Here is a 14,780-nt window from a genome sequence, read left to right as displayed (position 1 = left end):
CAAGCACGTTCATCGTTGATCGGACGACAGGTGCCGCCGCAGGGCGGCCTCTGCGTTCTCCGGCTCGAAGCCGGTGGCCCGGATCTTCGTCAGGTCCAGCGTGCTGACCAGCGGACGGGGCGCCACGGCCTCGCGACTCGCGAAGTACTCCTGAGTCGTGGTCGCCACCACGTCGCTGGCGTCGCGACCGGAGGCGGCGAAGACGTCGGCTGCGACGTCGCGCCACGAACGTACGGCCCCGGCGTTGGTGACGTTGTAGAGCCCCCACGGGGCGCGTGACTCCAGCAGGTGGCGCGTGGCGCGGGCCAACTCGTCGGTGAAGGTGAGTCGGCCGACCTGGTCGTCGACGACCGTCGGCGAGACCCCCTCGGCCGCCAGTCGCTGCATCGTGGCGACGAAGTTTGCACCGTCGCCGATCACCCAGGAGGTGCGCAGCACGTAGTGGTGGGGGGCCGCCGCCACCGCGAGGTCGCCGGCGGCCTTGCTCTGGCCGTACGCGCCCAAGGGCGAGAGCGGAGCGTCCTCCGGGTAGCCGTCGACGGGCGGGTTGACTCCGTCGAAGACGTAGTCGGTGGAGTAGTGCACCAGCGTGAAGCCGTGCTCCCGCGCGAGCGCGGCGAGCGCGGCTGGCGCGGTCGCGTTGACCGCCCACGCAGCCGTGCGCCCCTCGGGGGTCTCGGCGGCGTCGACGCCCGTGTAAGCGGCGGCGTTGAGGACGACGTCGTACGCCCGCCAGTCCCAGGCAGCCAGCGCTGCGGGATCGGTGATGTCGAGCTCGGCCCGGGTCACCGCGTGCGCGTCCGGGAACTCGGCAGCCAGTGCGCAGCCCACTTGGCCACTGGCGCCCAGGATGAGCGCGCGCTGGCGGGGGATCGCCATGTCAGCGGTCAACGGACCGTAGGAGAGGTCCTTCTCGGACAGCACGCACTCGTCCAGCGGGATCGGCCAATCGATGCCCAACGCAGGGTCGCCGAGGGCCACGCCGGGATAGGCAGCGTTGGGTCGCCAATGCTGGTTGACGAGATAGGAGTAGGTGCTCTGGTCCTCGAGCGTCTGGTAGGAGTTCGCCACCCCACGGGGCACCAGAACTCCGACGCTCGTGTCCATCTCCATGGAATACGTCGCGCCGAAGGTAGCCCCTTCCCGCATGTCGACCCACGCCGCGAACACTCGTCCGTTGGCAATGGTCAGGAACTTGTCCCACGGCTCGGCGTGGAAGCCACGCGCCACACCGCGCTGGGTGTTGTAGGAAAGGTTGTGCTGCACCGGCCCGAAGTCAGGGAGCCCGGCGGCCACCATCTTTTCGCGCTGCCAGTTCTCCTTGAACCAACCCCGTGGGTCCTCGCGCAGGTCGAGGTGGACCACCAGCAGTCCCTCGATCGGGGTGGTCTCGACCCGGGGCAGGGGTGCCTCGCTCATCAGTGTCCTTTCTCCGCGTACGCGGCTTCGGTGGCGTCCTTCGCCGGGCGCCACCAGGCTTCGTGGTCGCGATACCACTCGACCGTGCGGTCCAGCCCCGCTGCGAAGTCGCCGTGGGCCGGCTGCCAGCCGAGCTCGGTGCGCAACTTGGTGGAGTCGATCGCGTAGCGCAAGTCGTGGCCCGCGCGGTCGGTGACGCGGACGAAGTCGTCGGAATCGCGACCGAAGATCTCCAGGAGCATCTGTACCACCCGCACGTTGGAGTGCTCGCCGTCGGCGCCGACCAGATAGGTCTCCCCGACGCGGCCCTCGGTGAGGATGCGCCACACGGCCGAGGAGTGGTCGTCGGTGTGGATCCAGTCGCGTACGTTGGCGCCGGCGCCGTAGAGCCGGGGCGTACGTCCGTCGATCAGCTCGGTGATCTGGCGCGGGATGAACTTCTCCACGTGCTGCCACGGTCCGTAGTTGTTGGAGCAGTTCGACAACGTCGCCTGCACGCCGAAGCTGCGCACCCACGCGCGGACGAGGTGGTCCGAGGCCGCCTTTGACGCGGAGTAGGGGCTGCTCGGGTTGTAGGGGGTCGACTCGGTGAAGCGGCCCGGGTCATCCAGACCGCGCTCGACCAGGGGCAGGTCGCCGTAGACCTCGTCGGTGGAGACGTGGTGCAGGCGGGTGCCGTGGCGGCGCACCGCCTCCAGCAGCGTGAACGTGCCGACGATGTTCGTCTGCACGAACGGGCTCGGATCGCGCAGCGAGTTGTCGTTGTGCGACTCGGCGGCGAAGTGGACCACCGCGTCGTGGTCCGCGACCAACGGATCGACCACTGCGGCGTCAGCGACGTCGCCGACGACCAACTCGACGCGATCGGTGGGCAGCCCGTGGAGCGACTCGCGGCTGGCGGCGTACGTCAGCTTGTCCAGGACCGTGACCCGCGCGTCGGTCTCACGCACCAGGTGGTGCACGAAGTTGGAGCCGATGAAGCCGGCGCCACCCGTGACCAGGACACGCGCCAAGGAGGTCATGACGAGCGAGTCTAGGGCGCCGACGTCAGGGCCGACTCATCCTCCCGAGCGAGCGGTGAGCTCGAACGACGAGATGCCCTTGAGCGCGCCGGTCTTCCAGCGCGAGTTGCCATCTTCGGTGGTCTCCCAGCCTTCGGGCAGCGTGCCGGCGGGGGCGAAACCGTCGGGCCACTCCACGTTCACCTCGACCTTCTCCTTCCGCACCGTGGGGTGCGGGTCGATGTCGAGGTGGTACGTCAACGTGTCGCCGCTGCGCACGGCCGCGGCGGGCACGTCGTAGGTCACGGTGAGGACGCCCTCCTCGGCGGCCTCCACGACCATGTAGTTGGTCAGGAACTCGCGGCCGTAGTAGTCACGTGTCTTCGTGTAGGCCTCCGACTCACCGTCGGCGGTCATCAACTTCACCTCCCGCACCTCGGCTCCCTTGGGCAGGAACGACGTGAGGGCGATGTCGAGTCTGGGGTCGGTGTAGGCGTGCACTTCACCTGCGACCTGGGTGGGGCCGGTGTTGGCGATCGTGGTGCGCAGGGTGACCCGGGCCGAGCCGTCCTCGTTGAGGCGTACGTCGTGCTTGAGCCTCTTCTGCTGCCAGTAGTCGGCCTTGGAGCCGACGCGGTTCTGGGTGAAGGCGCCGATGTAGTCGTGCTCGGTGTCGGAGAGGTCGCCCGCGAAGCCCATCGAGGCACTCGCCTTCTGCGCCGGCTCGTCACGGAAGTAGAGAGCCAGGTGCCGACCCTTGGCGGACTCGCCCAGCGCCTTCATCGTGGCGATGAAGTCGACGCCCGAGAAGATCCGGTCCATGAAGGCCGGGATCAGCGCCTGGTTGAGCGCCTTGCGCTCCTCCTGCTCGTTCTTGCCAAAACGGTCATAGTCGCCAGCGGTGATCTCGACGAGGTTGTCGGAGGTGACCGTGCCCAAGCCCTCGACCTCCAGCGGGCCGGTGGCTTTGAGTAGGTTGGCCATCGCCACTACGTCGAGGGCGATCAGACCGTCGCTCTCCTGCTTCTTCAGTTTGTCCCAAGCGCGCAGGGTGTCCTCGCCGCTGACCGGCCACGAGGGCGCCGAGTTGGCGTGGGTGATGCGCTGGCGCTTCTTGCGGGAGAATGGGTTGTCCTCGACCCGGTCCCAGTGCAGCAGCCGGAAGAGCTTTGGGTCGGTGACTATGTCCCCGCTCGCGCCCTGCTCGATCTCGCCGCCGTCGATCCTGAGCCGGGAGAAGGTCAGCATCGAACCGCCGGAGTACTTCATCTCGGCGGGGTTCATCATCGCGATCACGTAACCGCGCTGGCCCTCGGAGCCGAGCATCTCGGGCAGGGAGTCGAAGAGCGGGGAGAGGTTGTCGAGCGTGCTGGCCGCCGGGTCCACCTTCTCCAGCGCGGTGTCGCGCGCGTCGGCCGTGGTGTCGCCGACGAGCAGGTTCTTGCCCTCGACGTCGTTCAGGTGTGTACGGGCCGCACGCATGTGCCTGGTCACCGACTTCAGGCCGGCCAGGGAGGCGTCGAGGATCTCGAGGTCGACATTGCCGTCGCTCAGCAGCTGGGAGTCCTCACTCGCGATCTGTGGGTAGAGCTCCTCACCCACCTCCATCGCGGAGGTGAGGTGATCCATCGCGGTGGCCAGGTCACGTACGTCGCGCACGCCCGACCCCGCCAACGGTACCCAGCTCAGGATCTTCGCACCGATGCCGTCGGTGACGGCGGTGACGTCATCGACGTGCACCCGGGCCTGCGCGACGTGGTCGAACCCCACCTCGGAGTCGTCCGCCTGCAGCGCCTCCACGGCACGGGTCAGGTCGTCCTGCGCCGCGCTCGCGTCGGCCGGGACCGAGCGCAGCGGGAGGGCCAACAACGCAAGCCCGATGATCAACAGAACCAAGGCACCCAGAGAGGACAACAACCAGTGACGACGAAGGAAACTCACGCATGTCATGGTGCCAGAGAAGCCCTGATCCCATGGCAAAGCCGGCGCACTTGCCCGGGCCTGGCGCCGACGCTCAGCCTCGAGTCAGCGTCCCGAGGTGGCGGTGAGCTCGAGTGAGGTGATGCCCTCGAGCTCGGCGGTCTTCCAGCGCGAGTGGCCCTTCTCCGTGGCCATCCAGCCCTCAGGCAGGGAGTGCAGACGGGAGGGAGCGAAACCGTCTGGCCAGCGCACGGTCACCTGGACCTTCTCCTTCTTGACAGTCGGGTGCGGGTCGATGTCGAGACGGTAGGTCAGTTCGTCGCCCTGGCGGACGGCCGCGGCCGGCACTTCGTAGGTCACCTTGAGGACTCCCTCCTCCTGAGCGTCAAGCACCATGTAGTTGGTCAGGAACTGGCGCCCGTAGTAGTCGCGGGCCTTCCTGTAGGCCGGGGCGCCTCCGGCCGTCGTCGTCAGCTTGATGCGACGCACCTCGGCACCCTGCGGCAGGAAGGAGGTGAGGGCGAGGTCGAGCGTCGGATCGGTGTAGGCACTGAACTCGCCTTGGAGTTGAGTCGGTCCAGTGTTGATGATCGTGGTGCGCAGGGTGACCCTGGCCGAGCCGTCCTCGTTGAGTCGGACGTCGTGCTTGAGCTCCTTCTGCTGCCAGAAGTCAGCCTTGGAGCCGACCCGGTTCTGCGTGAAGGCGCCGATGTAGTCGTGCTCGGTGTCGGAGAGGTCGCCGGCGAAACCCATGGCGGTGCTCGCCTCCTGCGCCGGCTCGTCGCGGAAGTACAGCGCCATGTGGCGACCCTTGGCGGACTCGCCCAGCGCCTGCATGGTGGTGATGAAGTCGACGCCCGAGAAGATCCGGTCCATGAAGGCCGGGATCAGCGCTTGGTTGAGTGACTTGCGCTCGTCCTGCTCATTCTTTCCGAAGCGCGCGTAGTCCGCGGCGATCAACGGCACCAGGTTCTCAGAGGTGACCGTGCCCAGGCCTTCGACCTCGAGGGGGCCGGTGGCCTTGAGTAGGCTGGCCATCGCCACCAGGTCGACGGCGATCAGGCCGTCGTTCTTCTGCTTCTGCAGCTTGTCCCAGGCGCGCAGCGTGTCCTCCCCGCTGACCGGCCACGAGGGCGCTGAGTTGGCGTGGGTGATGCGTTGTTGCCTCTTGACGGAGAACGGATTGTCCTCGACGCGCTTCCAGTGCAGCAGCCGGAAGAGCTCCTGGTCGGTACTGGTGTCGCTGGCCTCATCCTGCTTGATCCGTCCGTCATTGATCCTGAGCCGGGAGAAGGTCAGCATCGAGCCGCCGGAGTACTTCATCTCGGTCGGGTTCATCATCGCGACCACGTAGCCCCGCCGCCCGTCGGAGCCGAGCATCTCGGGCAGCGAGTCGAAGAGCGGGGACAGGTTGTCGAGGGTGCTGGCCGCGGGGTCCACCTTCTCTAGCGCGGTGTCGCGAGCGTTGGCCGTGGTGTCGCCGACCATCAGGTTGTTGCCCTCGACGTCGTGCAGGTGCGTACGGGCTGCGCGGAGGTGGGTCGTCATCGACTTCAGGCCCCTCAAGGAGGTGTCCAGCACTGCGAGGTCGACGTTGCCGTCGCTCAGCAGCTGGGAGCCGTCGCCGGAGATCTGCGGGTAGAGCTCCTCGGCGACCTCCATCGCGGAGGTGAGGTGGCCCATCGCGGTGGCCAGGTCACGTACGTCGCGCACCCCCGAGCCCATCAACGGCACCCAGCTGAGGATCTTCGGGCCGAAGCCGTCGGTGGACTCGGTGACCTCGTCGACGTGGTAGCGAGCGTTCGCGACGTGGTCGAAACCTTGGTCGGTGTCGTTCGCCTTCAACGCCTCGACGGCAAGCGTCAATTCGTCCTGCGCCGCGCTCGCATCGGCTGGCACGGAGCGCAGCGGGAGGGCCAGCAGTGCCAACCCCACGATCAGCAGAGCCAAGGCGCCCAGAGCGGAGAGTGGCCAGTGGCGACGAAGGAGACTCACCGCCGTCATCGTGCCAGAGAGATCGAAGTTGTGGCATACCCAAAATTTGTGCCCCTAGGCTGTGCGCCATGCGCGGAATCATCCTCGCCGGAGGCACCGGCAGTCGGCTCCACCCCATCACCCTGGGCGTGAGCAAGCAGTTGCTGCCCGTCTACGACAAGCCGATGATCCACTACCCGCTCTCCACGCTGATGCTCGCCGGCGTGCGGGAGGTGCTGGTGATCACCACGCCCCACGAGGCTGAGTCATTCCGCCGTCTGCTGGGCGACGGCTCGCGTTTCGGGATCGAGATCACGTACGCCACCCAGCCCAGCCCCGACGGCCTCGCGCAGGCCTTCACCATCGGCGCCGACCACATCGGTGGCGAGAGCGTCGCGCTGGTGCTCGGCGACAACATCTTCTACGGCTCCGGGCTCGGCACCCAGCTGCGCCGCTTCGCCGACGTCGACGGTGCCTCCATCTTCGGCTACCAGGTGGCCGACCCCCGGGCGTACGGAGTGGTCGAGTTCGACGCCGACGGCCGCGCGCTCTCGTTGCAGGAGAAGCCGGCGCGGCCGCGCAGTTCGTACGCCGTCCCCGGCCTCTACTTCTATGGCAATGACGTCGTCGCGTACGCGCGTGAGTTGACGCCCAGCGCCCGCGGCGAGCTCGAGATCACCGACCTCAACCAGCGCTACCTCGACGAGGGTCGCCTGCACGTCGAGGTGCTGCCGCGCGGCACCGCCTGGCTCGACACCGGCACCTTCGACTCCCTCAACGACGCCAGCAACTTCGTGCGCACCGTCGAGGGCCGCCAGGGGCTCAAGATCGGCGCCCCCGAGGAGGTCGCCTGGCGGATGGGGTTCATCGACGACGCCGGGCTGGCCGAGCGGGCCGAGCCGCTGCGGAAGTCGGGCTACGGCGAGTACCTGCTGGGGTTGCTCGCGGACCCTCGCTGACGTTGCGCTGAGCCGCCGGACGTCATCACGCGCGGTCGCTGGAGCGACCCGCCGTGATGACGCTGCGCGGGGGTTGCGGGTCAGCCGAGGTCGGCGGCGACCATGCGCGCCACCACGTCGGTGAAGGCGACCGTCGGTGCCCAGCCGAGAGCCTGGCGAGCGCGGCTCGCGTCCCCGACCAGCTCGGTCGCGTCGACCGGGCGGAAGAACTCCGGATCGACCCGCACCAGGTGCTCCCAGTCGTCGATCCCGGCGGCGGCGAAAGCTGCCGCCACGAACTCCCGCACGGAGTGACCCACGCCGGTCGCGATCACGTAGTCATCGGCGCTCTCGGCGCCCGCCGCCCGCACCAACGCGTCCACGTAGTCCGGCGCCCAGCCCCAGTCACGACGGGCGTCGAGGTTGCCGAGCACCAGCTCACTCGCCTCGCCCCGCGCGATCGCGGCGACGCCACGGGTGATCTTGCGGGTCACGAAGGCGAGCGGGCGCCGCGGCGACTCGTGGTTGTAGAGCACCAGGCTGCTCGCGTGCACGCCCTGCGCCCGCGCCTCGCCGACCGCGAGATGGGCCGCGGCCTTGGCCTCGCCGTACGGGTTGGTCGGCGCGATCGGGGTCGACTCGTCCTGTGGGCTCACGCTGGGCGCCCCGAAGATCTCGGCGCTCGAGGCCTGCACGAAACGGATGTCGTGACCGACGGCATCCATCTCGGCCACCGCCTCCAGCAACGCGATCGCGGCGTCGGCGTTGACCTCCCGGGCCAGCTCCGGCTCGGCCCAACTGCGCGCCACCGAGCTCATCGCCGCCAGGTGGTAGACCTCGCGCGGCGCGATCTCGGCGAGCAGCGCGCGGGTCGCGTCGTGGTCGGTGACGTCGCCGACGTGCAGCCGCACCGCCTCGGGCACGTACGGCGGGCGGGTCGAGGCTGACGACAAGGGCGAGGGGAGCGAACGGACCAGACCGTGGACCTCGCACCCCTGCGCCAGCAGCAGCTCGGCCAGGTACGAACCGTCCTGGCCGCCGATCCCGGTGACGAACGCGCGCCGCTGGCTCTTTGCCCCGTCACTCACGGCAGGCTCACTTCCAGCCGGACTTGAGCGCCTCGATGTCGGCGTCGACCATCATCCGGACCAGCGTCTCGAAATCGACCTTCGGCTCCCAGCCCAACACTTCCTTGGCCTTGGTCGAGTCGCCGACCAACGTGTCGACCTCGGCGGGGCGGAGGAACTGCGGATCGAGCCGCACGTACTTCTCCCAGTCGCGGATGCCCACCTGGTCGAAGGCGATCGTGACCAGGTCGCGGATCGAGTGGCTGATGCCGGTGGAGATCACGTAGTCGTCGGCGACCTCCTGCTGCAGCATCAGCCACATCGCCTCCACGTAGTCAGCCGCATAACCCCAGTCGCGGCGCGCGTCCAGGTTGCCCAGCGCCAGCCCGTCGGCCAACCCGAGGTGGATCTTCGCAACCGTCTTGGTGACCTTGCGGGTCACGAACTCCTCGCCGCGACGGGGGGACTCGTGGTTGAAGAGGATCCCCGAGCTCGCGTGCATCCCGTACGACTCGCGGTAGTTGATCGTCATGTGGTGCCCGAAGACCTTGCTCACCCCGTACGGCGAGCGCGGCCACAGCAACGTCGTCTCGCGCTGCGGCGTCTCCTGCACCTTGCCGAACATCTCCGAGCTCGACGCCTGGTAGAAGCGGACCTTGCCCAGGTCGTCGCCGGCGTAGAGACGTACGGCCTCGAGCATCGTCAGCACCCCCTTGCCGGTCACGTCAGAGGTGAGCGCAGCGTTCTCCCACGAGTACGCGACGAACGAGATCGCGCCCAGGTTGTAGACCTCGTCGGGCTGGGAGACCGAGAGCGCGCGCATCAGGCTCGACATGTCCGTCAGGTCACCGGTGTGCAGCCGTACGTCCGGCACGAGCTGCTCGACCAGCTCACGGCGCGGGTTGTTCTGGCCGCGGATGATGCCGTGGACCTCGTACCCCTTCGACAGCAACAACTCAGCGAGGTAGAGGCCGTCCTGACCGGTGATGCCGGTGATGAGGGCGCGCTGGGGGGACGACAGGGTTGACATGCGCGCAAGTGTCTCAGGCCCCTCGGGGTTGCGGGTGCGGGTGCCACAGCAAGTCGGGCAAGTAGGGTCTGGACCCATGAAGATCCTGGTCACCGGCGGCGCCGGCTACATCGGCTCGCACACCGTGCTCACGCTCCTCGAGAAGGGCCACGAGGTCGAGGTCGTCGACAACTACGACAACTCCTCGCCCGAGTCGATCCGCCGCGTCGAACGGCTCACCGGGGGATCTGTGGTGCTGCACGAGTTCGACCTGCGCGAGGAGGAGCGGCTCACTGAGCTCTTCGCCACCGGTGCCTATGACGCGGTGATCCACTTCGCCGGGCTCAAGGCGGTCGGCGAGTCGGTCGCCGAGCCGGCGCTCTACTACGGCACCAACCTGGAGTCGACGCTCTCGCTGGTACGCGCGATGGCTGCGTCGGCCACCCGGACGCTGGTCTTCTCCTCCTCGGCCACCGTCTACGGCGAGCGGGCCCAGGTGCCCTACGTCGAGGCGTACGAGCCGCTCGAGGCGAACAACCCCTATGGCAAGACCAAGGTGATGATCGAGCACATCCTCGGCGACCTGGCTGCCGCCGACGACTCGTGGCGGATCGGGCTGCTGCGCTACTTCAACCCCGTCGGCGCGCACCCGTCCGGCGAGATCGGCGAGGACCCGGCCGGCATCCCGAACAACCTCACCCCCTACATCTCCCAGGTCGCCGTCGGCAGGCTTGCCTCGCTCGGCGTCTTCGGTGACGACTACGACACGCCCGACGGCACCGGACTGCGCGACTACATCCACGTGATGGACCTGGCCGAGGGTCACGTCGTGGCGCTCGAGCACCTGGCTGCCTCGCCCGGGATCGGCGCTCGCGCCTGGAACCTCGGCACCGGGACCGGGACCTCGGTGCTCGAGGTCGTCGCCGCCTTCGAGAAGGCCTCCGGCGTCGAGATCCCGTACGAGGTGAAGCCGCGGCGCGCCGGCGACCTGGCCCGCTCCTACGCGGATGCGTCGCGGGCGAAGGACGAGCTCGGATGGGTGGCGACGCGGGGGATCGACGAGATGTGCGCCGACGCGTGGCGCTGGCAGTCGCAGAACCCGCAGGGGTATCGCGCCTGAGGGTGGTCGAACAGCCACCGGGCCGCTGGTTTCGTTCATTACGCGCCGTTGAGCTGGTCAGGCACTACGGTCGAGGCATCCTTTCAACCTGTCGCCCAGCGGCATGCCCCAGGAGTGTTCTTGACTGCCCACGAACCATCCCCTCCGTCCTTGAACCCTGGCCCCAGCCGACGCGGCGTGGTCCGCACGGCCGCCTGGAGTCTCCCGGCGGTCTCCCTCGCCAGCGCAGCGCCGTCCTTCGCGACGACGCCGGTCGATGAAGCACCCAATGGTCTGTATCTGCTCCCGGTCGCCCTGTGGACCGCAACGGCCCAGGAGAGGGAGGGCAACCCGGGCGCGGAGCTGTTCCCCGGGGATGGGCTGATCGTCGGCGCCTACATGGTCTACCTCCCGGACGAAGGAGCGGCCGCGGTGGTCCAGCCGACGGTGACTGCCCGCCTCCCGATGTGGACGGGCGCACAGGACCTGGCGCTCCCGGGGAACTGGACAGGCACCGGGCTCGACCCGAGCGAGCCATCGTGGCAGTTGGACAAGCCGGGGCCGGGAGCGGCCGGGATGGGCCCGTTCCTCTCGCCCGACGGGGAGCTGGCCTTCTCGCTGCCCGGCGGGCTGGCGGCCGGTCAACTGTCAGCTGTGCTGGCGCAGGTGGACACGGCGGGACACATGGTGCAGGGAGAGGCAGCCACGGTCGGCCTTCGCGTCACGCCGCCCACGAGCGCCGACTTCGTGGAGACCGAGGTGCTGAGCTTCACCGAATTCCAGGCCGAGGTCATGGCATTCCTCCAGGCGGTGAGCGGAGGATCCGCAACTCGCAGCTCCGCGCCTCCATCGCCCTGGTCAACGCTCCCGACTGCTCGCTGAACCGCCACCTGGTTGCGCGGCTTCGGTGGGTCGAGCAGCCACCATGTCGGAGACTCGTGCGGTTTCGGCGCTGAACGGGCCTGAATGGCTCGAGCTTCCGACATGGTGGCGGCCTGTGGAGTGCGACCGCGCCGGACGGGCGAGAACAGCAAGGCTGACCACATGGACCCGGTCGATGCGCTGCTCCGCCTCGGAGGCGTGGCCTCCCTGGGCGAACTCCTCGGACCCACCACCCGGAGCCGGTTGCGCACGGCTGTGACGCAGGGTCGGGTGGTGCATCTCAAGCACGACCGCTACGGGTTGGTCGACCTCTCGACTGATCGGCGCGTGGCCGGTGCCGCCGGGGGAGTGGTGTCCCACCTCAGCGCCGCGCTGGCGTGGGACTGGAAGATCAAGCACCCGCCCCTCCGGACTCATGTCACGGTGCCGGTCGGAGCCCGGCGGCCCTCTCAGGACGTGGCTCTGCACTGGTCCCGTCTGGAGGACAGCGAGGTCAGGCGCGGGATCACCAGTCCGGTCCGGACGGTGATCGACTGCGCGAGGGCGTTGCCCTTCGACGAAGCTCTGGCTGTCGCCGATTCCGCGCTCCGGGGCCAGGAGGTCGACCGCCACCAACTGTTGCTGGCCGCTCAGGCGTCGCCCCGGAATGGGCGGTCCCGGGCGATCGAAGTGATTGAGGCAGCGGACCCCGGGGCAGCCAATCCCTTCGAGTCGGTGGTCCGCGCCATCGCCCTGGATGTGCCCGGGTTGACGGTCCGGACTCAGGGCGAGATCCAGGGGATCGGATTCGTGGATCTCCTGGACGAACGGCTGCGAATCGGCTCGCGCAGGCAAAGAAACGTCGCCGCAGCGCCTGAGCGTCCGACGGGGTGGTGCGTGCGTTGAGTCTGAAAATGCGCCTATCACCAAATTGGGGTAGGCCACCATGCGGGCAGGGGAGAGACGTGGGTCACATAAGTCTCTACCCTCGGGTAACCAACACCTCGGGCGGACGCGACAGGAATCACCATGACCCTTGCAGACGAGAACCACAACAGCCCTTTGATGCCGAGCCGACGACGCGTCGTGCAGGCCGCCGCGTGGAGCATCCCCGCGATTTCGGTCGCCGCGGCTTCGCCTGCGTTCGCCACCACGCCGGTCACGCCGGCAGAACTGATCACCTTCACTTCGGGGATGTTCTGGCGCCCGAACGCAGACGAGATCACGGACCCGGACGAGGCAGGGCTGTGGGGCTTCCTGCCTGCGGGGTCGATCATCTGGATCACCCAGATCACGAACCTGGGTGCGGCACCGCAGAGCGTCTCGCTCGAGCTGGGTGCGCCCCCGGTCGGGTCGGGGTTCTTGGCGGCAAAGGGGTTCAGGGTCCTCGACGCGGGCGGGCTCGCGGTGACCCCTGAGGTGAGTGTTCTCTCCAGCAACGGCACGCGCTCCGCAGACGGTCGGGTCGTCGTGAACCTCCCGCAGGTTCCCGTCACCACACCCGCGACTGTCACGGTGCTGATCGATCGCCCCGAGTCGGTCACGCGCGGCTCGTCGCCGTCGTGGAACGTCACCGTCACCCCGCCCGGCGCGGGCAACACCATCTCGGTGCCGATCACGAGCTACGCCGACTTCTTGGCGTCGGTCGCCTGATCTGCCCCGCCGCGGGTGCGTCCGGGGCGCGCTCTAGGCTGACGCCGTGAGCGATTCCGAACTCCTGGTCACCAGCGCCGACGGTGTCGTGACCGTCGTCTTCAACCGTCCGCACCGTCACAACGCCTTCACCAAGGCGATGTACGCGGAGATGCGCGGACTCTTCGAGGACCTGGCGACCCGGCCCGACATCCGGGTCGTGGTGCTGCGTGGCGCCGGTGGCCGCGCCTTCGCGGCGGGCAACGAGATCTCGGACTTCCTGGAGACGGACGCGGCGCAGTACGAGCGGTGGATCGGAGAGTTGCTCAACGGGCTCTTCGCTCTCCCTCAGGTGACGATCGCGGCGATCGACGGCGTCTGCGTCGGAGGCGGGCTGGCGGTGGCCACCCACTGCGACATCCGGATCGCGACCCCGGAGTCCCGCTTCGGCTACCCGATCGCCAAGACGCTCGGCAACGCGCTCTCCGCTCCGATCGTGCACCGTTGCGCCGCTGCCTTCGGTGAGCCGATCACCCGCTCCATGCTGCTCACCGGCCGTCTCGTCGACGCCGAGCGGGCCTACTGCGTCGGTGCGCTGAGCGAGGTCACCGAGGACCTCAACGGCAGCATCGACGCCCTGGTCGCCGAGGTCATCGCCGCCTCCGCCACCACCCAGCAGGCCACCAAGCGCCAGATCAACGCGCGCGCCCTCGAGCAGGAAGCAGCTCCCGACTTCGACGAGGCGATGCTGCGCGAGGTCTACACCGGCCCCGACTTCAACGAAGGCGTGCGCGCGTTCCTGGCGAAGGAGAAGCCGAAGTTCGGCGCCGACGTCCGGCAGGACTGACGTACGACTCGACCCCGCCCGCCGCGGCGCCCCCACTAGGCTGACGCCATGGCAGCGGAGACCGACGACTGGTTCGCGCGCCGCACCCACCGCTGGCAGGACTGGTCGCTCGACGAGCTCCGTGGCGCCAAGGGCGACACCACGGTCAGCCTTGTCGTCCCGGCCCGCAACGAGGCCGCCACGGTAGGTGACGTCGTCACCCGCTGCCGTGAGGCGCTGATGGAGACCGCCGCCCTGGTCGACGAGATCGTGGTCATCGACTCCGACTCCACCGACGGCACCTACGAGATCGCGACTGATGCCGGCGCCGTCGTGCACCGCGCCGCCGAGATCCGCCCGGAGCTGGGCGCGTACGTCGGCAAGGGTGAAGCGATGTGGAAGTCGCTCTTCGTCACCCGCGGCGACATCACCGTCTTCATGGACGCCGACCTCACCGAGTGGGACACCCACTTCGTGCCGGGCCTCCTCGGCCCGCTGCTCACCGACCCCACGGTTCAACTCGTGAAGGGGTTCTACGAACGTCCCGGCGAGGTGGGGGCGTACGACGGGGGTCGGGTCACCGAGCTCGTCGCCCGCCCGCTGATCGCGCTGCTCTTCCCACCGCTGGCCGGTCTGGTGCAGCCGCTGGCCGGGGAGTGGGCGGTGCGGCGCGACCACTTCGCAGGGCTCGAGGTGCCGACCGGGTACGCGGTCGAGCTCGCCGCACTCATCGACACGTGGCGTACGCGCGGCGTCGACGCGATCGCGCAGGTCGACCTGGGCAGGCGCGACCACAGCCACCAATCGTTGCTCGACCTCGGGGCGATGGCGACGCAGATCCTGACCGCGGCGTGGGCCCGCTCCAGCAGGAGCCACCATGCCGACGAGATCGCGCTCACCCAGTACCTGCCCGCCCCCGATGGCGTCACCCCGAGCCGGTCGGCGGTCCCGGTCACCGAACGCCCCCCGGCCGCGCCGCTGCTCTGAACGATGCGCACCTGCGTTGCACGGGCGGGTGCGACGGGGCGCTCCCG

General features: G+C 68.7%; 13 protein-coding genes. 7 read left to right on the top strand and 6 right to left on the bottom strand.

Going from position 1 to position 14,780, the window contains the following annotated elements; genetic code table 11:
- Nucleotides 1-9: 9 nt before the first annotated feature.
- The 4 genes from DNK52_RS04545 to DNK52_RS04530 all read right to left on the bottom strand — a co-directional run bounded on the left by DNK52_RS04545 (nt 10) and on the right by DNK52_RS04530 (nt 6,335).
- Complete coding sequence (locus DNK52_RS04545; RefSeq protein ID WP_110239734.1) at nt 10-1,419, bottom strand: sugar nucleotide-binding protein; 1,410 nt, start codon at nt 1,417-1,419, stop codon at nt 10-12.
- Nucleotides 1,419-2,432, bottom strand: a complete 1,014-nt coding sequence (rfbB, locus tag DNK52_RS04540) for a dTDP-glucose 4,6-dehydratase (protein WP_476703534.1) — start codon at nt 2,430-2,432, stop codon at nt 1,419-1,421. The genes DNK52_RS04545 and rfbB overlap by 1 nt, the downstream gene beginning before the upstream one ends.
- Nucleotides 2,433-2,477: 45 nt before the next feature.
- A complete protein-coding gene (locus tag DNK52_RS04535) occupies nt 2,478-4,361 on the bottom strand; it encodes a DUF4012 domain-containing protein (RefSeq protein WP_162598601.1) in 1,884 nt (627 codons plus the stop codon).
- Nucleotides 4,362-4,445: 84 nt separating this feature from the next.
- Nucleotides 4,446-6,335: a DUF4012 domain-containing protein gene (locus tag DNK52_RS04530; RefSeq protein WP_162598600.1), complete on the bottom strand. Its 1,890-nt coding sequence runs from the start codon at nt 6,333-6,335 to the stop codon at nt 4,446-4,448.
- A gap of 68 nt (nt 6,336-6,403) precedes the next feature.
- On the opposite strand from DNK52_RS04530, the gene rfbA reads away from it, so the two are divergent.
- Entirely contained in the window at nt 6,404-7,273 is an 870-nt protein-coding gene (gene rfbA, locus DNK52_RS04525) for a glucose-1-phosphate thymidylyltransferase RfbA (protein WP_110239730.1), read from the top strand.
- An 80-nt stretch (nt 7,274-7,353) separates the two neighbouring features.
- On the opposite strand, the gene DNK52_RS04520 is transcribed toward rfbA, so the two are convergent.
- On the bottom strand, nt 7,354-8,340 hold the full coding sequence (locus DNK52_RS04520) for a GDP-mannose 4,6-dehydratase (RefSeq protein ID WP_110239729.1): 987 nt from the start codon (nt 8,338-8,340) through the stop codon (nt 7,354-7,356).
- A gap of 7 nt (nt 8,341-8,347) precedes the next feature.
- Nucleotides 8,348-9,349 (bottom strand): GDP-mannose 4,6-dehydratase, encoded by a 1,002-nt coding sequence (gmd, locus tag DNK52_RS04515; RefSeq protein ID WP_110239728.1) that lies wholly within the window; start codon nt 9,347-9,349, stop codon nt 8,348-8,350.
- 76 nt (nt 9,350-9,425) lie between these two features.
- On the opposite strand from gmd, the gene galE reads away from it, so the two are divergent.
- The 6 genes from galE (at nt 9,426) to DNK52_RS04485 (ending at nt 14,733) form a co-directional block, all read left to right on the top strand.
- The gene (galE, locus tag DNK52_RS04510) at nt 9,426-10,448 is read left to right on the top strand and encodes a UDP-glucose 4-epimerase GalE (protein ID WP_110239727.1); all 1,023 of its coding nucleotides are present in this window, start codon (nt 9,426-9,428) and stop codon (nt 10,446-10,448) included.
- Between the two features lie 150 nt (nt 10,449-10,598).
- Nucleotides 10,599-11,309, top strand: a complete 711-nt coding sequence (locus tag DNK52_RS04505; protein ID WP_162598599.1) for a hypothetical protein — start codon at nt 10,599-10,601, stop codon at nt 11,307-11,309.
- A gap of 84 nt (nt 11,310-11,393) precedes the next feature.
- Nucleotides 11,394-12,194, top strand: coding sequence for a hypothetical protein (locus DNK52_RS04500; RefSeq protein ID WP_162598598.1), 801 nt, complete (start codon nt 11,394-11,396; stop codon nt 12,192-12,194).
- A 123-nt stretch (nt 12,195-12,317) separates the two neighbouring features.
- Nucleotides 12,318-12,941 (top strand): hypothetical protein, encoded by a 624-nt coding sequence (locus DNK52_RS04495; RefSeq protein WP_110239724.1) that lies wholly within the window; start codon nt 12,318-12,320, stop codon nt 12,939-12,941.
- A gap of 46 nt (nt 12,942-12,987) precedes the next feature.
- Nucleotides 12,988-13,767 carry an enoyl-CoA hydratase-related protein gene (locus tag DNK52_RS04490; RefSeq protein WP_110239723.1) on the top strand — a complete coding sequence of 260 codons (780 nt, stop codon included), beginning with the start codon at nt 12,988-12,990 and terminating at the stop codon, nt 13,765-13,767.
- Nucleotides 13,768-13,815: 48 nt separating this feature from the next.
- Entirely contained in the window at nt 13,816-14,733 is a 918-nt protein-coding gene (locus tag DNK52_RS04485; RefSeq protein WP_110239722.1) for a glucosyl-3-phosphoglycerate synthase, read from the top strand.
- Nucleotides 14,734-14,780 lie beyond the last annotated feature (47 nt).

This window comes from Nocardioides gilvus (assembly GCF_003194605.1).
GTDB classification, from domain to species: Bacteria; Actinomycetota; Actinomycetes; order Propionibacteriales; family Nocardioidaceae; genus Nocardioides; species Nocardioides gilvus.
The sequence above is the reverse complement of the archived record's forward strand: the minus strand, read 5'-3'. Positions and strand labels throughout refer to the sequence as shown.